Source organism: Fictibacillus sp. WQ 8-8, assembly GCF_024494405.1.
Lineage (GTDB): Bacteria > Bacillota > Bacilli > Bacillales > Fictibacillaceae > Fictibacillus_C > Fictibacillus_C marinisediminis.
The window spans coordinates 363907-381327 of record NZ_JAMXKG010000004.1; the positions used below are offsets into that span (position 1 = coordinate 363907).

The 17421-nt window shown below is 43.1% G+C and carries 18 protein-coding genes; all 18 read right to left on the reverse strand.

All coding sequences use genetic code 11. From position 1 onward, the window contains the following. Nucleotides 1–5 precede the first annotated feature (5 nt). The gene (locus M1K46_RS11455) at nt 6–413 is read right to left on the reverse strand and encodes a diacylglycerol kinase family protein (protein WP_305584887.1); all 408 of its coding nucleotides are present in this window, start codon (nt 411–413) and stop codon (nt 6–8) included. Beyond that, nucleotides 379–849: an rRNA maturation RNase YbeY gene (gene ybeY, locus M1K46_RS11460; protein WP_256226073.1), complete on the reverse strand. Its 471-nt coding sequence runs from the start codon at nt 847–849 to the stop codon at nt 379–381. The genes M1K46_RS11455 and ybeY overlap by 35 nt, the downstream gene beginning before the upstream one ends. After that, nucleotides 849–2987: an HD family phosphohydrolase gene (locus M1K46_RS11465; RefSeq protein ID WP_256226074.1), complete on the reverse strand. Its 2139-nt coding sequence runs from the start codon at nt 2985–2987 to the stop codon at nt 849–851. The genes ybeY and M1K46_RS11465 overlap by 1 nt, the downstream gene beginning before the upstream one ends. A 349-nt stretch (nt 2988–3336) precedes the next feature. Continuing rightward, nucleotides 3337–4299, reverse strand: coding sequence for a PhoH family protein (locus M1K46_RS11470; protein WP_053357836.1), 963 nt, complete (start codon nt 4297–4299; stop codon nt 3337–3339). 5 nt (nt 4300–4304) lie between these two features. After that, nucleotides 4305–5498 carry a sporulation protein YqfD gene (gene yqfD, locus M1K46_RS11475; RefSeq protein WP_053357835.1) on the reverse strand — a complete coding sequence of 398 codons (1194 nt, stop codon included), beginning with the start codon at nt 5496–5498 and terminating at the stop codon, nt 4305–4307. A gap of 21 nt (nt 5499–5519) precedes the next feature. Then, the gene (yqfC, locus tag M1K46_RS11480) at nt 5520–5804 is read right to left on the reverse strand and encodes a sporulation protein YqfC (protein ID WP_053357834.1); all 285 of its coding nucleotides are present in this window, start codon (nt 5802–5804) and stop codon (nt 5520–5522) included. Nucleotides 5805–5905: 101 nt separating this feature from the next. Continuing rightward, a complete protein-coding gene (locus tag M1K46_RS11485; protein WP_256226076.1) occupies nt 5906–6307 on the reverse strand; it encodes a hypothetical protein in 402 nt (133 codons plus the stop codon). Nucleotides 6308–6310: 3 nt separating this feature from the next. Beyond that, on the reverse strand, nt 6311–7318 hold the full coding sequence (gene floA, locus M1K46_RS11490; protein WP_053357832.1) for a flotillin-like protein FloA: 1008 nt from the start codon (nt 7316–7318) through the stop codon (nt 6311–6313). Beyond that, entirely contained in the window at nt 7319–8653 is a 1335-nt protein-coding gene (locus M1K46_RS11495; protein WP_256226077.1) for an NfeD family protein, read from the reverse strand. It abuts the gene before it with no gap. Between the two features lie 183 nt (nt 8654–8836). Then, nucleotides 8837–9280, reverse strand: coding sequence for a GatB/YqeY domain-containing protein (locus tag M1K46_RS11500; protein ID WP_053357830.1), 444 nt, complete (start codon nt 9278–9280; stop codon nt 8837–8839). Between the two features lie 14 nt (nt 9281–9294). Further along, nucleotides 9295–9468: a 30S ribosomal protein S21 gene (gene rpsU / locus M1K46_RS11505; protein WP_007202240.1), complete on the reverse strand. Its 174-nt coding sequence runs from the start codon at nt 9466–9468 to the stop codon at nt 9295–9297. Nucleotides 9469–9583: 115 nt separating this feature from the next. Further along, complete coding sequence (gene deoC / locus M1K46_RS11510; protein ID WP_091005261.1) at nt 9584–10249, reverse strand: deoxyribose-phosphate aldolase; 666 nt, start codon at nt 10247–10249, stop codon at nt 9584–9586. A 133-nt stretch (nt 10250–10382) separates the two neighbouring features. Then, nucleotides 10383–11735 (reverse strand): tRNA (N(6)-L-threonylcarbamoyladenosine(37)-C(2))-methylthiotransferase MtaB, encoded by a 1353-nt coding sequence (gene mtaB / locus M1K46_RS11515; protein ID WP_053357829.1) that lies wholly within the window; start codon nt 11733–11735, stop codon nt 10383–10385. A gap of 5 nt (nt 11736–11740) precedes the next feature. Then, nucleotides 11741–12493: a 16S rRNA (uracil(1498)-N(3))-methyltransferase gene (locus tag M1K46_RS11520; RefSeq protein ID WP_256226079.1), complete on the reverse strand. Its 753-nt coding sequence runs from the start codon at nt 12491–12493 to the stop codon at nt 11741–11743. A gap of 3 nt (nt 12494–12496) precedes the next feature. Further along, the gene (gene prmA, locus M1K46_RS11525; protein WP_256226152.1) at nt 12497–13456 is read right to left on the reverse strand and encodes a 50S ribosomal protein L11 methyltransferase; all 960 of its coding nucleotides are present in this window, start codon (nt 13454–13456) and stop codon (nt 12497–12499) included. 27 nt (nt 13457–13483) lie between these two features. Continuing rightward, nucleotides 13484–14608, reverse strand: coding sequence for a molecular chaperone DnaJ (gene dnaJ / locus M1K46_RS11530; protein WP_053357826.1), 1125 nt, complete (start codon nt 14606–14608; stop codon nt 13484–13486). A gap of 348 nt (nt 14609–14956) precedes the next feature. Beyond that, nucleotides 14957–16786 (reverse strand): molecular chaperone DnaK, encoded by a 1830-nt coding sequence (gene dnaK / locus M1K46_RS11535; protein WP_256226080.1) that lies wholly within the window; start codon nt 16784–16786, stop codon nt 14957–14959. Nucleotides 16787–16830: 44 nt separating this feature from the next. Continuing rightward, a complete protein-coding gene (grpE, locus tag M1K46_RS11540) occupies nt 16831–17412 on the reverse strand; it encodes a nucleotide exchange factor GrpE (RefSeq protein WP_062234851.1) in 582 nt (193 codons plus the stop codon). Nucleotides 17413–17421: the final 9 nt, after the last annotated feature.

The window sequence follows — 17421 nt, forward strand, 5'->3', positions numbered from 1 at the left end:
GATATCTAAAAGAAATAGTGTAAGGCAGGTTTTAAAAATAGCAGTAATCCGATTATAACAGCAATCACCGAAAAAACCAAAACTGCACCCGCCGCCATATCTTTGGCCTGCTTTGCTAACGGGTGGTAATCATTCGTGACCAAATCGACGAGGCGTTCAAGTGCCGTATTTACGATTTCAAGACAGATCACATTCCCAATGACAATCAGCAGAATGGAAAACCTCTCAGCTGAAAATTCAAGGACATAGGCCGCCAGTAAAACGATACAACTCACAGCGAGATGAATTTTAATATTCTGCTCACCTTTAACTGCAGCCTTAATTCCTTCCCAGGCATATCCAAAACTTCTAACAAATCTGCGGGCTGATGGCCGCATCTTATCTGGTGAGACCGTATTCGTTAAGAATTTCATCTTGCCTGCTGAACATTTTCTTTTCTTCTTGTTCGTTCAGGTGATCATAGCCTAAGAGGTGAAGAAAACCATGAACGGTCAAAAAGCCAAGTTCTCTCAAGAATGAGTGTCCGTATTCTTCTGCCTGATTTTTAGCAATCTCTGCTGAAATAATAATGTCGCCAAGAATTCTCGGTAAACAATCTCCAGTTATTTCCAGTTCCCCCTCGCCCATTTCTTCCATCGCAAAAGAGATCACATCTGTTGGCGTATCTTTGTTCCGATATTGTTTGTTGATCTCATGGATCCGCTCGTTTGTTACAAAGGTAACAGAAAGCTCAGTCTCATCGGGAATGTCTTCCATGACCGCTGCCTGATTTAAAAGGTTCGTTAACTCCTCGATCTGGGCTGGGGAGATTTGTTCGGTTTCGTCTGTAAAATCAATGTGTAAGCTCATTATAAGTCCACCTTCTTTTTAATTTGCTGCTCAGGATATTCAATTCTTGAATGAAAAATCCCGTTCAATGTTTCACTGAGTGTCTTTGCTACCGTATTTAATTCTATAAACGTAAGATCACATTCATCAAACTGCCCGTCCTCAAGGCGTTCAGTAATAATCTTGCGGATAATAGCTTCAATTTTAACGGGTGTCGGTTTGGAGAGGGAACGGACAGCTGCTTCCACACCGTCTGCAATTCCTACTACCGCGGCTTCTCTGGATTTAGCTTTCGGACCGGGATACCTGAAATCTGTTTCCTGGATCTCGACATCACTCAGTTCAACTGCCTTGTGGTAGAAATATTGAAGCAGGGATGTCCCGTGATGCTGTTCAGCTATATCAATAATTTCTCCAGGCAGCTTATATTCTTTCAACATTTCTGCTCCGTCATACGGATGGGCAATAATGATGGTCTTACTAAGCTGCGGTGTCAGTTTATCATGCGGATTCTCCATATTCATCTGGTTCTCAATAAAGAAATGCGGCCTTTTTGTTTTGCCGAGGTCATGATAGTAAGATCCTACTCTGGCAAGAAGGCCGTTAGCTCCTATGGATTCACAGCCGGCTTCTGAAAGGTTGGCCACCATGACAGAATGATGATAAGTGCCAGGAGCTTCAATCAATAGTTTCCTTAACAGCGGGTGATTAGGGTTCGAAAGCTCGATCAGCCGTGTCGTAGATAAGATGCCGAACCAGGATTCAAAAACCGGCATCAGCCCCAAAGCTAGTACAGATGCCAGGCATCCGGATAAAAAGCCAAATCCGATTTCCACCCCAATCTGCACAGGAGAGTACTTTCCATTTTGAAGCAACAGAATGATCAATATGGATAAAATATTGGTAAATGAAACGAGAACACCAGCCTTTAATATTCTTGATTTTAAATGCCGTTTTCCCAGATAAATGATTCCTGCCACACAGCCGAGCAATACGTAGATGCCAAGTGGAAAATTAAATGTTCCGGTAGATCCTTCATTAAAAATAAGTGTCGCGCAAACTGCAAATAGTACACTGGAAAGAATAGCTGTAAATTCGTTGAGCAGCATTTTAATCATCATAGCTCCTGCAGCGATCGGAACCACAAAAAAGATTCCTGTGATCTCCAGTTTATCAATGAAGCTTGTCAGTTTCATTACGATCAAGGAAAACGTGATCAGGATGACATACAGCAGCATCTGTTTTTTTTGTAGAGGCGCCGTAGCTTTTAAAGATTCTTTAATAAAATAATACAGGCCTATGACTAAAATAAGAACAAAAAGTAAAAGTCCTAAATACGGATATATCGCAACTTCCTTATCAAGAAGCCCTACCAGCTTAAGCTGCCTGAATTTTTCAGGAGTCACAACGTCTCCCTCTCTGACGATGATCTCTCCTTCTTTAATCTCGACTGGTTCCGCTTCATCGATCGCTTTTTGTTTCGCCAATTTCGTTTTATCAACGTCCAGCAGAAAATTAGAGATGATATTGCTTCGGGTCAGTTCAACAACAGCATTTTTTAAAGAACTCGAAAAATTTGAATTCTGCTGTATTTTATCTTCTGCCCTGTCACGGAAAAATTCGATCTGATCGACCCTGATCTTATTTTTAAGCGTGTCGTTGATCACTGAGCTTGCAAGGTCTCTGCCGTTTCTGAGTTCAGACGGAGAGGCATTAAACAGGGCAGTATACGCTTCGGGAGAGATCTGGTCGTTTCCAACCATCCCCTTGATCTGATCTATTTTCTGGTCAAGTGTCAGTGGGTCTTTATCTTTTTTATTCTTGCTCTCCGCTTCGTTGATCTTTTCGATAGCCTTAAAGATTTCATTGGACTTTTCCGCCTGTTTCAGCGGACTGTCTTCATCATAGGAATAAATATTCTCTACTTTGTCCGCTGCATCGTTTTGCTTTTTCAGCGTTTCTTCTTTCATCTCAATCGTGATCGGTGATTGAATATCACGCGGGGAAATGGAGTACGGCCCAACATCCACCGTATCAGGGGTTACATTGCTGAGCAAGCTGGCGTAGATAATAAGAGCTAGCAATCCAAACATAAAAAAATTCCATTTATTATGCAGTCCCTTTTTTATTCGCAAACGTTTTTTGATCTGTTTCGTCACCTCGTACCATCCCCCGCCTGTCTCTCCTATTGTTATCTTCATATTAACAAAAACTGGACATAGAGGATAGCAAAGAAAAAGAATAAAAAATTCAGCATGCATTGAAGTGGTGTCCAGCTCCGGCGCATAAAGCTGAAAACGTTTTTCCTGTTTTCAGCATGGGTCCTCGTTAGATGAAAAGTAAGATCTTCTTTTCATCTTAGTCGTCTTCACTCTTACTTCTCAACACAAAAGAGTGTTGTTGTGTAAGTGTTCCAGCCCTTGTCGGACCTTAGCAGGGTGCTAACGCTTTTCTTCACAAAAAAAGAAAAAGCATTCAGGTTTTCTTTCAAAAACCCTCAAGCTTTTTCTACTTCTCTGTCTTTTCGTATGCTGAAATAATTCGTTGAACAAGCGGGTGCCTTACTACATCCAGCTGCTTTAAGAATATAAATTGAATGCCTGGCACACCATTGAGCGTCCGTTCAGCGATTTTAAGGCCTGATTCTTTTCCTTTCGGAAGATCGATTTGTGTCAGATCCCCCGTGATGACCATCTTAGAGCCGAAACCAAGACGGGTTAAAAACATTTTCATTTGTTCTGGCGATGTATTCTGTGCTTCATCTAAAATGACAAAGCATTCATCCAGCGTCCGTCCCCTCATATAGGCAAGCGGAGCTATTTCGATCGTGCCTCGTTCCAGCAGCCGTTCCGTATGCTCCATCCCAAGAAGGTCATGAAGTGCATCATACAAGGGGCGAAGATATGGATCGACCTTTTCTTTTAAGTCACCCGGCAGGAATCCTAAGCTTTCGCCCGCTTCAACCGCCGGCCGTGTAAGAACTATCTTTTTTATTTTTCCTTCTTTTAGAGCAGCAACAGCCATAACAACGGCTAAGTAAGTTTTACCCGTACCTGCTGGACCGATTCCAAAAACGAGGTCTCCTTTTTTCATCGCAGATACGTAATGGCGCTGACCGAGTGTCTTTACCCTGATTGGTTTACCTTTGACGTTGGTTGTAATCTCCTGCTGATACAATTCGGTGATCTCTTCAAGCATCCCCCGTTCAGAAAGCTGAACAGCATAAACAATGTCTCTTTCTGAAATATGGATCCCTTTACGGATAAGGTTTAGAAGTACGATTAAGACATCCTCCACTTTCTGAACCGTGTCGGATGTTCCACTGACAGAAATATCTTCACCTCTAGTGACAATCGTGACTTCAAGCTTATCTTCAATTATCTTCAGAAAAGCATCGTTAGGTCCGAAAAGCGCTTGGGCTTCCCCTTGATTTTCTAGTTGTAATCGCTGTAATTTAATGGGTTCTGACAAACTACTCAGTCTCCTTGTTGGATAAGTATAGGTTGTTCAGATGCAATATTTTCAATTACCTGGTAGTGCATCGATAAATTAACTTTACCATTAGATACTGACTGGCGCAAAATTTTCTCTTCTTTTATCTGAGCATCATGAGCAAGCAGTTTTCTCACTTCTTTTTTTGCCATGGCCCTGCCTGCTTGCACAGCTTCTTCCTTCGTATAGACCCTTTTTACACCATCTGTTTCCCTGATCACTTTTTTAATATATGAGACGGGGAGCGTCCATTTCCAAAACTTCAGAGGTGTTTCGTTTTCACTGACATCTTTGGTTTTATATTCCCCGTCTTTCCATCCCCAAATCGGGATCCTGAGACCAAAAAGGCGGAGTTTATGCTGTGTCACAGTGTTGCCTGTATACGTCTGAAATTTCGTTGCAAGCGGGATGGTCACATTGGTCGTATACCACGTTTCACCAAGGACTACTCCTTTTGCAGGGACAAGCTTGGTTTTTCCTTCTTTACCGATATATCCAGAGACAAGAAGAGCCCCTTTATAAACAAATTGATGCGGAGCCACAACAGGTTGTCCCTTTTCAACGAACATGTCATAGATCACAGCATCCTTTTTTGCCACTAAATGTCTTGGTGATAGAGCTTCTTTCCGCTTTGGGATCTCTTTTTCCACCACTTGAAAGTTATAGGTTGTCCCATTAAGGCTTACTCCGATCCACGTCACATTATCCATGGCGTTCGTTAGCTGCTGCTGAAGCTGCCTGACATTCGGCAGGAGAAAGATAAATTTCCCTTTCTTAATGCCCAGTTCTTTTGCTGCTTTTAGCAACTGGTATTCTGTTTTAGGATTTGCTCCTGTCACATTAATATTCCAAACCATGTTAGATAATAGGAATAGAATGACTAAAAAGCCTGCAAGACCTAAGATAAGGCCGTTTCTCCTCCACATTCTGGCTGCCCAGAACGGCAAACCGTTCTTTTCTATAAAACGAATTTTGCACCCTGTCTGTTTTAAGAGGGGCCGGAAACCCTTAATATTCTTAGTATAAAGATAAGCTGTTACGGCGTTCTCATTCGTCCGCCTAATGTTCCATATCGAGATATTTTGAGCGAGACATTCGTTAATAAAGTCTTCGATGTTTTCTCCCCGTATTTCAACTTTCACATAACTGTTTATAGGTTCCAGCCAGTCCTTTTTCATAACAGCCTCCTGTCCACAGGTTTACGTGGCTTTGTCATAATAAACTCCATCTATGCTGCCCTCAAGCAGAATTTCTTCCGGCAATATCGTTTTAATTACAAAATCCTGGCCCTTGATCACGAGGTTGCCCTGCTTCAAGCGGAGTTTTAATTCCTCTTTTGAAAAAGCTATGACTCCCCTGTGATTTTCTATATAAATATGTAACTGGCCAATCATTGTAATACGGGGCAAATCCATCATGGCATCCGCAGGGAGATCCAATTTTTCCACAAGCCACTTTGTTACCTGCTGTCTCCACTTTGCCATCCGCAACACCCCTCTCATCTCATTTTTATGAAGACGTGGGATAAACTATCACACCTAAATGAAAAAAGACCGCCAAATCTGGCAGTCCTTTTCGTCTAATCTTATTTTTTTCTTCCGTGCAGTGGATTGATGGCCCTTGGTTTTCCTAATATCTCTGACCAGATGATACCTTGCACAATGTTCTCTTTTTTTACTTTAACTGTAAAGATCTCATTGCTTCTGTCTTTATAACGGTTACTCTTAAGTGGTTCTATTGTAAAGGTTTCCTGAGCACTTCTTCTGGCTTGCTGGTAGGTCGCTTCAGACAACGGAGGCGCTTTTTCCTTTGATTCTTTCGTCTCAGGATGAGAAAACGTGCTGGCACTTCTTTGCGGCTTGGCCGTGCGCTTTGGAGGGGTTGAAAACTTCTGCTCCAGTCTTTTTTTGATTAATCCTAACAGCCCGACAACCACAAAGATTAAAAAAGGGATCAGGTCACCAATGGCATCCAGGATATGATCCATCGGTTATTTTCCTTTTTTTCCTGGAAGTTCATCGTCACCATTCGGATCTGCAGATTTTCCGATAGACTCCCGCATCGAAGTATCAGCCATCACATTTGTTAAGTTGGCATAATCAAGAACTCCAAGCTTTCCGGAACGAAGCGCTTCAGCCATAGCTAACGGAACTTCAGCTTCAGCTTCCACTACTTTCGCTCGCATCTCCTGTACTTTCGCAATCATTTCCTGTTCGTTTGCAACCGCCATCGCTCTTCTCTCTTCAGCTTTTGCCTGTGCTATATTCTTGTCGGCGAGAGCCTGATCTGTCTGCAGTGCAGCACCTATATTTTTGCCGATGTCAATATCCGCAATATCGATGGATAAAATTTCAAATGCAGTGCCTGAGTCCAGACCTTTTGAAAGAACAGTCTGTGAGATCGTATCAGGGTTCTCCAGCACTTTCTTATGATTTTCACTTGAACCAATGGTGGATACAATCCCTTCACCGACCCTTGCAATAACCGTTTCCTCACCCGCACCGCCGACGAGCCGTTCGATGTTGGCTCTTACGGTAATTCTAGCCTTCGCTTTCACTTCAATCCCATTGAGCGCTACACCGGCAATGAACGGAGTTTCGATGACCTTCGGATTAACACTCATCTGAACCGCTTCCAGTACATCCCTCCCAGCCAGATCAATAGCTGCCGACCGTTCAAAGCTCAGTTCGATATCCGCCCTGTGCGCGGCTATTAAGGCGTTTACAACACGGTCCACATTTCCCCCTGCCAGGTAGTGGCTTTCCAGCTGATTCGTCGTTAAGTTAAGCCCTGCTTTCTGAGCCTTGATCAGCGGATTGATAACTCTGGAAGGGATAACCCTTCTTAATCTCATTCCAATCAATGTAAAGATGCCAACCCGCACACCTGCAGCCAGTGCAGAAATCCAAAGAGCGACTGGAACAAAGGTAAACAAAACGGCCAGGACGATAACGATGACTCCTATTAGAACCAGTGTAGCAATAGGTCCTGTAAACATCTACATTCCTCCTTCATGATGATCTTTCACTTCTCTTACTACAATTCTTGAACCTTGAACTTTTACAATCTTAATCCGCTTTCCTTTTTGAATGAAAGACCCTTCAGTCACAACATCCAAGTATTCTCCATCCAGTTCTGCTGTTCCGGACGGCCTCAGCGGGGTAATAGACTCTGCAATCCTTCCAGTTAAATCATGCCTCTGCCTGCTTGAAACATAGCCTTTCTCGGTACTCGTGCTGTCGAACAAAACAAGTTTTCGGAGCGGGCCTTTGTATCCGAAGAATTTAAGGAACAAGAATGCTCCAATGATTGTCACGAGTATGGCGATGGCGATTGAGGTCACAATGGTGGTTAATGACCCTGCAGCCATGACCAGGCTGGCAATCACCGCAGTCAGCCCTAATATCCCGACAATACCGCCCGGAACAAAAACTTCAAGCAACAGAAAAATGATTCCTAAAATAAATAAGGCAATCGATTCCCATCCCGCTAGCCCTGCAAGAAGGTGTCCGAAAAAGTAAAGAAACATTGAAGAAAGCCCAATGATTCCAGCTACGCCAAAACCAGCTGTGAACAGCTCGATAACCATTCCGAGGAAGCCAATCGAGAGCAAGATCGGAACAACGACCGGACTGGTAACAAACCGGGCAACCCTTTCCGCTAAACTTAAATCTTCTTGTGTGACAGAAGCATCATCCAGTTTTAAATAAGAGAGCAATTCAGAACGGTCTTTTACAATCTTTTCTGCATAGCCGACTTTAACCGCCTGATTAGCAGTCAATGTTAATAATTCTCCTTTTTTTAGGGCGAGCTCTTTTAACTCCATATCATCATCAGCCATCGCACGAGCGTACTTTGGATTTCGGTTATTTAACTCTGCTGCTGCTTCCATTTCTGCGATCCATGCTGATTCTGCCTTTTTTCCAGCTGTATTCCCGCGCGAGTCTATAACAGCTGCTGAACCTATCGTTGTGGAGGGTTTCATTACAATTTCATCTGCATTCAATGCAATATATGCTCCTGCAGAAAAGGCATCCTTCACTATGTATGCTGTAGTAGGTATCTTCGTATCTCTTATCACTTCAGCGATGTTATTTGCTGAATCCACCCTTCCCCCAGGCGTATTGATTTCAAAAATGATATGGTCTGCCCCTGCACTTTCTGCGTCTTTAATACTGCGTTTTAAAAACGCTTCCAGTCCTCTCTCAATTTCCTGCTGAACAGGGATAACGTACACCTTTTTACCGCTTCCCTCACCGCTTACAGGTTGAATTGAAACCATCAGAGGGATCATGATTAACGCAAGAAAAAATACGAATCGGACTTTTTTCACTATTAGCCCCCCTTTTGTTCCCTCTTTAATGATTACGCTTGACGAGTGAAAAAGTTTCAAATATTGGAAAGAACTCATATTTATTTTACAGGATGTACTCTTGTAGGACCAGAACTTCTCCAGCTTTTAACGCATGCAAAAAGACGCCCTCAAGGTTAGAACCTTTCAGACGTCTGTTCGAGTTTAAGATAAATTTTGTTGGACAAGGCGATTGACAAGAGCACCATCGGCTTTGCCTTTAACTTTTGGCATTACCGCTCCCATCACTTTCCCCATATCTGCTTTAGATACAGCTCCAACTTGTTCAATTGCTGCCAGGACGATGTCTTTAACTTCTTCTTCACTTAACTGTTCCGGCATGTAATCCGTAATGATGACAATTTCGTCTTTCAACGCATCCGCCAAGTCATTACGGCCGGCTTTTTCAAATTCTTGGAGGGAGTCTTTTCTTTGTTTCATTTCACGTGCAAGAACAGTGAGCTCTTCTTCTTCATTCAGGTCGTGCCCGAGCTTGATTGACTCGTTTTGAAGAGATGCCTTCAACATACGAATCACAGAAAGCTTTTGCTTGTTTTTGTCCTTCATCGCTTGTTTCATATCCTGGTTTAATCGATCAAGAAGACTCATAACTTACACCTCTCTTAGAACTTGCGCTTTCTTGCTGCCTCAGCCTTCTTCTTACGTTTCACGCTTGGCTTTTCATAATGCTTGCGCTTTTTAACTTCTGCCAAAGTTCCATCTTTGGAAACGGATCTTTTAAAACGACGAAGAGCATCATCAATGGATTCGTTCTTGCGAACACGAGTTTCTGCCATTTTCTTTCCCTCCCTCCAGACCATTCCGGCATGAAAACCATGTCAGGAATGCGTCACATATCTTTTGCCATTATAATATACCAATCGGTAATGGTCAATAAGAAACCGCTTAGTTTTAATAATCAGAATTGGAATCTTCGCCTTTTACAATGGCAATCCCAGCACTTGCACCAATTCTTGATGCACCTGCTTCAACCATAGCCAGTGTGGTCTCTCTGTCGCGTACACCGCCTGAAGCCTTTACACCGATATTAGGACCGACTGTTTTGCGCATTAATTGAATATCTTCAGCTGTAGCCCCTGCAGAAGAAAAACCAGTCGAAGTCTTCACAAAATTAATTCCTGCTTTAACAGCAATTTCACACGCTTTAACTTTTTCTTCATCCGTAAGGAGCGATGTTTCGATAATTGCCTTAGTTAAGGCCTTTCCTTTCGCTGCTTCAACCACAGCCCGTACATCCCGCTCTACAAGATCATAATCCTGCCCTTTTAAAGCTCCAATATTGATGACCATGTCCACTTCGGTCGCACCATTTTCAATGGCATTTCTCGTTTCAAACGCCTTTACTTCCGGCGTGCTCGCTCCAAGTGGAAAGCCGATCACTGTACAGACAGCTACATCTGATCCTTTAAGCTGTTCAAAGGCTGTGTACACCCAGGTTGGATTAACACAGACAGAGAAGAAATTATATTCTTTTGCTTCTGAACAAAGTTTCAGAATATCTTCCTTTGTTGTTTCAGGTTTTAATGCTGTGTGGTCAATTAATTTTGCAAGATCCATAGCAGACATCTTCTATCATCCCTTCAGCCATTAGTACATTCTTATATATTTTACCAAAACTTCTCTACAAATTCGAGATAGTTGTGATTAAGCAAAAGAAAGCCCGGTTTCCCGGACTATACGATTGTGAATTTTATAGGTTAACGATCTGTTTTGATGACTGGTCCTCTATCACTTTAACAAATTGTCCATCACTATATGGATAGCCTGCTTTTTCGATTTTTACCAGCACCTGTTTTCCGATCATTTCTTCATTCGCAGGGAATCTAACCTTCAAATAGTTAGGTGTATACCCTACATATAGGCCTGTACCGGCTTCTTCCTTGTACGCTTCTTCAGGGATTACTTCTACCACTTCCCCTTCGTAGTCGGATGCATACTCTTTTGCCAGCTGGTCAGAAAGCTCAATCAACCGATGGACGCGTTCGTTCTTAATATCTTCAGGAATCTGATCATCCATTCTTGCCGCCGGAGTGCCTGTCCGTTTTGAATATGGAAAGACATGAAGTTCTGAAAATTTATGATCACGGATGAAATTGTACGTTTCCATAAATTCTTCTTCTGTTTCGCCTGGAAACCCTACAATAACATCTGATGTGATAGCCAGGCCAGGCAAAGCTTTTTTAAGCTGCGTGATCCGATCCGCAAACAGCTCCATCGTATATTTTCTTCGCATTCTTTGCAGCACAGTATTAGAGCCTGACTGCAGTGGAATATGAAGGTGAGGAACGATCTTATCGGAACGATCCATTACTTCAATAACCTCATCAGTAATTTGGCTAGCTTCAATGGATGATATTCGAAGACGCTTTAATCCATCCACTTTTTCATCCAATTCAGAAAGAAGCATGGCAAAATTGTAGTCCTTTAAATCTTCTCCATAGCCGGCAGTATGAATGCCTGTCAGGACGATTTCTTTATATCCTGCATCAACAAGCTGCTGCGCCTGATGGACGACTTCCTTTGAATCCCGGGAACGCAGAAGGCCACGAGCCCATGGGATAATGCAGAACGTACAGAAATTGTTGCATCCTTCCTGAATCTTGAGTGACGCACGAGTACGGTCAGTAAAGGACGGAACATCAAGCTCCTCATAGACGCGTGCTTTCATAATGTTGCTGACCCCGTTTATCGGAAGACGTTCTTCTTTATATTGAGCAATATAAAGAAGCATTTTAGATCGATCCTGTGTTCCTACAACAATATCCACTCCAGGAATCGCCATAATTTCGGCAGGCGAAGTCTGGGCATAGCACCCTGTAACACAGATCACAGCGTCGGGATTTTTTCGGATCGCACGGCGGATGACCTGCCTGCTTTTTTTATCGCCTGTATTCGTAACAGTACATGTATTGATTACATAAACGTCAGCTGCCTGCTCGAACTCCTTGCGTTCGTAGCCATCACCTTGAAACAGCTGCCAGATTGCTTCTGTTTCATAATGGTTTACTTTACAGCCTAATGTATGAAAAGCCACTGATGGCATTTCAATCACCTCATTAATTCAAAATGGTAAGATATTGCGGAAAGTATATAAGAGCTTGCCGTTTCCGTACGGAGTATCCTTGGTCCCAGCCCGCATGGGATAAAGTCGGCTTCTTTTAACTCATCAACTTCCTGCTCGCTCAAACCGCCCTCTGGACCGATGGCACACAGGATGGAAGTACCTGGAGCCATTTGGTTAAAAAGCTCAGAAAGACGCTTGGTCTCCCCTATTTTAGCCTCTTCTTCATAGGCAACGATCTTATAGTCAAATTCCGCGGCTTGTTTTAATAAAGACTTAAATGAAACAGGAGATAAAATGTCGGGTATACGGCTTCGATGCGATTGCTCTGCAGCTTCTTTTGCTATCTTCTCCAGCCGCTGTGTTTTTTTCTGCCCTTTCTTTTCATCCCATTTAACAATACACCTCGAAGAAGAAAAAGGCAAAAAGGCCATAGCACCCAGTTCTGTGCCTTTTTGGACGATGGTTTCAAGTTTGTCCCCTTTTGGAATTCCCTGGGCAATGGTAACCCGTATTGGACTCTCTTTACTCTCCTGAATAGACTCTATAATGCTGGTCTGTACGGTATCACGATCGATTTCCGTTATTTCGCAAAGCGCCACTCTGCCTTGATTATCAGAACAGATGACATGGTCGCCGATTTCCATTCTCATCACCTTAACAATATGGTTAGCGTCGTCTCCGATAATGGTCACGGAAGAATCATTCATCTCTGCAGATGAGACAAAGTATCTCTGCATGGGTTAAACCTCTTTCGCAAATGGTCCATCATTTCGTGCAATGATGGCTACCCAGTCTTCCATCTCTAAAATTTCAACAATTGAAAAACCGCTGCGTTTCAATTCTTCCTTCACATCATTCTTTTTCCCTTGAATGATGCCTGATGTAATAAATAAACCGCCTTTTTTAAGTACCCTTGCCGCATCTGGGACAAATCGCAAAATAATTTCCGCGAGCAGATTTCCTGCAATTAAATCAACAGGACCTTCAATTCCGTTCAACAGATTATTTTGTTTTACAGTAACAGAATCGGCTACTTTATTTAATTTTACATTAAGCCTGGCACTCGCAACTGCTACATCATCCAGATCATATGCCTGAACATGCTTTGCTCCCAAGTGGGCCGCAGCGATACTTAAAACCCCGGATCCTGTTCCAACATCAATGACTTCATCATCTTTTTGCAGGTATTTCTCGATCGCCTGCAGACACATGACAGTCGTTGGGTGGGTTCCGGTACCAAATGCCATCCCCGGATCTAGTTCGATGATGACTTCATCAGAGCTAACCGGCTTATAGTCTTCCCATGTCGGCGTAATGGTTATTTTTTCAGAGATCTTAACGGGCTTGTAATATTTCTTCCAAGCCGTTGCCCATTCTTCTTCATTTACTTCACTGATCGTAACCTTATTATGTCCAAGGTCAATGTCGTAGGTCATGAGATTATTGATAGCTTCTTTAATCTCATCAACCGTTTCCCCGAGAAAGCTGGTCACAGGCAGATAGGCCTTAACAATAACTCCCTCATCAGGATAATCATTAGGATCGAGTTGATAGATTTCCCCATAAACGGATGATCTCTCTTTAACTAAATCTTCCGGGTCCTCAATGACGACTCCGCTTGCACCTGCTTCGTGTAGAATGTTTGAGATTGGTTCAACCGCTTCCTGGGTAGTGTGAATGCTAATTTCTGACCATTTCAATTCTATCAACTCCATTCCTATGATCCTTTACTCGCCTTTAAAGGCTCTTTTCACTTTATCAAAAAATGATTCTTCATGTTCATCAGGCACATCGCCGCCGATTTCAGCAAAATCACGGAGCAGCTGTTTCTGTTTCTCAGATAATTTCGTAGGAGTCAAAACTTTTACCTGGATATGCTGATCACCCTGGCCTCTTCCCCTTACGTTTTGAACTCCTTTGCCTCTTAGGCGGAAATGAGTTCCGGTCTGCGTTCCTGCTGGAATCTTAAGCTTGATTCGGCCATGCAGGGTAGGGACTTCAATTTCGTCACCTAATGCGGCCTGAGCATAGGTAATCGGCATTTCACAGAAAATGTCGTCTCCGTCTCTCTCAAAGAACTCGTGAGGAAGCACCCTGAAGACAACATAAAGGTCGCCGGCTGGACCGCCGTTCACTCCTGGTTCTCCATGCCCTGAAAGACGGATCTGCTGTCCATTGTCCACTCCCGCAGGAATCTTAACTTTGACTTTCTTTGTAGTCGTTACCTTCCCTTTTCCGTGGCATGTTCCGCATTTTTCTTTTATAAGCTTGCCTGTTCCGCTGCAATATTGGCACACACGTTTATTGACAATCCTGCCAAACGGTGTGTTTTGTTCAACATTCAGCTGGCCCGTTCCTTTACAATGGGTACAATTTTCCGGATGGGTACCCGGTTTAGCACCTGAACCGTGGCATGTTCCGCACGTTTCTTCTTTAGGAATTTCAATTTCGGTTTCTTTTCCGAAAACAGCTTCTTCAAATTTCAAGTTCATATTATACTGCAGATCGGATCCCTGGCGAGGAGCATTTGGATTTCTTCTTCCACCACCGCCGCCGCCAAAGAACATATCAAATATGTCTCCAAAACCGCCAAAGTCGGCTCCTGCTCCTCCAAAACCGCCGAAACCCTGGTTTGGATCGGTATGCCCGAATTGGTCATACTGCGCTTTTTTTTGTGGATCCTTTAATGTATCGTACGCTTCACGGACTTCTTTAAACTTTTCAGCTGCATCCGCTTCCTTGTTAACATCCGGATGGTATTGCTTCGTCATTTTCCGGTAAGCTTTTTTTATTTCATCGCTGGATGCGTTTTTATCCAGTCCTAGCACTTCATAGTAATCTCGTTTACTCATAGAAATCCCACTCCCGAATCTTCACATAAAAATTATCTTACCATTGTTCCTTTTCTTTTTTCAAGAAAGATCTTTAAATATGTGAAGGGTTATTTAGAAAAGCGCAAGCGCCCTGCTAGGTCCGACAAGCGCTGGAATTCTTACACAGCAACACGCTTTTTGTGTTGAGGGGTAAGAGTGAAGCGACCAAAGACGAATTGTTTAATTCGTCCTCGAGGACCTATGACGAAAATTGCAATTCATTTTCGTACTAGGCGCTGGAGCTAGACATTACATCTTAAAACGGAAAAAAAGTCAAAGCCAAGATGCTCGCCTGACTTTGACTTTTTCCTCACTGAAAATCAGTTATTATTTCTTTTCGTCGTCGTTCATTTCTTCGTATTCAGCATCGACTACGTTGTCATCGGTTTTTTTCTCGCCTTGTTCTTGGCCTTGAGCTTGCTGTGCTTGTGCAGCCTGCTCATAAAGCTTGACAGAAAGCTGCTGAACGATCTCGTTCAAAGCGTCTTTCGCTGTTTTAATTGCTTCGATATCTTGGCCTTCAAGCGCTTTTTTAAGCTCATCTTTCGCGTCATTTGCTTTTGTTACTTCAGCTTCTTCCACTTTTCCTTCAAGATCCTTCAATGTCTTGTCAGTAGCAAAGATCAGCTGATCAGCTTCGTTTCGAAGATCAATTTCTTCACGTTTCTTTTTATCTGCTTCAGCGTTTTCTTCCGCATCTTTTACCATTTTTTCGATCTCATCATCTGAAAGGCCAGAAGAAGATTTAATCGTAATGGATTGTTCTTTGTTCGTTCCAAGGTCTTTGGCACGAACATTTACGATACCGTTTGAATCGATATCAAATGATACTTCGATTTGCGGAACTCCGCGCGGTGCTGGAGGAATATCCGTAAGCTGGAAGCGGCCCAATGTTTTATTGTGAGCAGCCATTTCACGCTCACCTTGCAGTACGTGAATGTCTACAGATGGCTGATTGTCTGCTGCTGTTGAGAACACTTGAGACTTCGTTGTAGGGATAGCCGTATTTCGGTCAATAAGCTTCGTAAATACGCCGCCAAGTGTTTCAATTCCTAGAGAAAGTGGAGTTACGTCAACAAGAACAACATCTTTAACGTCTCCTGTGATAACACCGCCTTGAATCGCTGCACCAAGTGCAACTACTTCATCAGGGTTAACCCCTTTAAACGGATCTTTACCAGTAAACTTCTTGATCGCTTCTTGTACAGCAGGAATACGTGTAGAACCACCAACTAAGATGACTTTGTCGATATCGTTTGGAGAGAATCCTGCATCATTAAGCGCCTGACGAGTTGGCCCCATCGTGCGTTCAACAAGGTCAGATGAAAGCTCTTCAAATTTCGCACGGCTCATGGAAACCTCTAAGTGTTTAGGTCCTGTAGCATCTGCTGTGATGAACGGAAGAGAAATTTGAGTTTGTGTAACCCCTGATAATTCCTTTTTCGCTTTTTCAGCAGAATCTTTTAAACGTTGAAGCGCCATTTTGTCTTGAGATAGATCGATGCCGTTCTCTTTTTTGAACTGATCAACAAGATAGTCGATAATGACTTGGTCAAAGTCGTCTCCGCCCAGTTCATTGTCACCAGATGTAGCAATTACATCGAAGTTTCCGTCGCCGATTTCAAGGATGGATACGTCAAATGTACCGCCGCCAAGGTCAAATACTAGAATTTTTTGATCGTTGTCTTCTTCTAAACCATAAGCTAGTGCAGCTGCTGTAGGTTCGTTAATGATACGTTCAACTTGAAGGCCTGCAATCTGGCCGGCATCTTTTGTTGCCTGGCGTTGTGCATCGTTGAAGTATGCTGGAACCGTGATAACGGCGCGCTCTACTTTTTCTCCAAGGTAGCTCTCAGCATCATTTTTCAATTTTTGAAGAATGATTGCAGAGATTTCTTGAGGAGTATACTCTTTTCCTTCTGCATCCACTTTATGGTTTGTTCCCATATGGCGTTTGATGGAGATGATTGTATTTGGGTTCGTGACAGCCTGACGCTTTGCAACTTCCCCTACTGAACGTTCGCCATCTTTAAAGGCGACAACTGAAGGAGTTGTACGGTTTCCTTCAGGATTAGGGATAACTGTTGCTTCTCCGCCTTCCATAACGGCAACACAAGAGTTTGTTGTACCTAAGTCAATTCCAATAATTTTGCTCATGTTACATACCCTCCACTTTTATATGTAATATTAAGAACTTAATATTACTGATTTACTTTAACCATTGCTGGACGAATGACACGATCCTTAAGTCTGTAGCCCTTTTGCAGGGTTTCAACAACGACATTGGATCCGTATTTTTCATCCTGGACTTGCATAACTGCCTGATGCAGTTTTGGATCAAACGCTGAGCCTTCGGAGTCGATCACTTCCAAGCCTTCACTCTTCATGGCCTCAAGCAGCTGGCGGTATACCATCTCCACCCCTTGAAGGACAGAAGCAGCTTGAGCATCCTCAACCTTCACATCCAATGCTCTTTCGAAATTATCAAGAGCAGGCAGCAGCTGTGTCAAAAGGCTCTGTGATTTATATTTTAACTGAGCGGCGTTGTCTTCACGTGTACGCCGCTTAAAGTTTTCAAAGTCAGCCTGTACGCGGAGCAATCGGTTTTCAGTGTCAGCAAGATTGGTTTCAAGCTCTGAAATTCGTTGCTTCTCTTCAGTTGTCTCAGCCGTTTCCCCTTCATTTTCCAAAGGCTCAGAGCCGGCTGTTTGATCAGCTTCCACATACGTTTCAGCGTTTTCCGTTTGTTCAAATTCAGCAGTTTCCTTTTGTTTGTCTTCCATGTTGTCACC

Excerpts from the sequence above, each read along its gene's own strand:
- M1K46_RS11455 (WP_305584887.1), bottom strand. The coding sequence starts at position 413 with ATGAAATTCTTAACGAATACGGTCTCACCAGATAAGATGCGGCCATCA.
- ybeY (WP_256226073.1), bottom strand. The coding sequence starts at position 849 with ATGAGCTTACACATTGATTTTACAGACGAAACCGAACAAATCTCCCCA.
- yqfD (WP_053357835.1), bottom strand. The coding sequence starts at position 5,498 with ATGAAAAAGGACTGGCTGGAACCTATAAACAGTTATGTGAAAGTTGAA.
- yqfC (WP_053357834.1), bottom strand. The coding sequence starts at position 5,804 with ATGGCAAAGTGGAGACAGCAGGTAACAAAGTGGCTTGTGGAAAAATTG.
- M1K46_RS11485 (WP_256226076.1), bottom strand. The coding sequence starts at position 6,307 with ATGGATCATATCCTGGATGCCATTGGTGACCTGATCCCTTTTTTAATC.
- floA (WP_053357832.1), bottom strand. The coding sequence starts at position 7,318 with ATGTTTACAGGACCTATTGCTACACTGGTTCTAATAGGAGTCATCGTT.
- M1K46_RS11500 (WP_053357830.1), bottom strand. The coding sequence starts at position 9,280 with ATGAGTCTTCTTGATCGATTAAACCAGGATATGAAACAAGCGATGAAG.
- rpsU (WP_007202240.1), bottom strand. The coding sequence starts at position 9,468 with ATGGCAGAAACTCGTGTTCGCAAGAACGAATCCATTGATGATGCTCTT.
- deoC (WP_091005261.1), bottom strand. The coding sequence starts at position 10,249 with ATGGATCTTGCAAAATTAATTGACCACACAGCATTAAAACCTGAAACA.
- mtaB (WP_053357829.1), bottom strand. The coding sequence starts at position 11,735 with ATGCCATCAGTGGCTTTTCATACATTAGGCTGTAAAGTAAACCATTAT.
- M1K46_RS11520 (WP_256226079.1), bottom strand. The coding sequence starts at position 12,493 with ATGCAGAGATACTTTGTCTCATCTGCAGAGATGAATGATTCTTCCGTG.
- dnaJ (WP_053357826.1), bottom strand. The coding sequence starts at position 14,608 with ATGAGTAAACGAGATTACTATGAAGTGCTAGGACTGGATAAAAACGCA.
- dnaK (WP_256226080.1), bottom strand. The coding sequence starts at position 16,786 with ATGAGCAAAATTATTGGAATTGACTTAGGTACAACAAACTCTTGTGTT.
- grpE (WP_062234851.1), bottom strand. The coding sequence starts at position 17,412 with ATGGAAGACAAACAAAAGGAAACTGCTGAATTTGAACAAACGGAAAAC.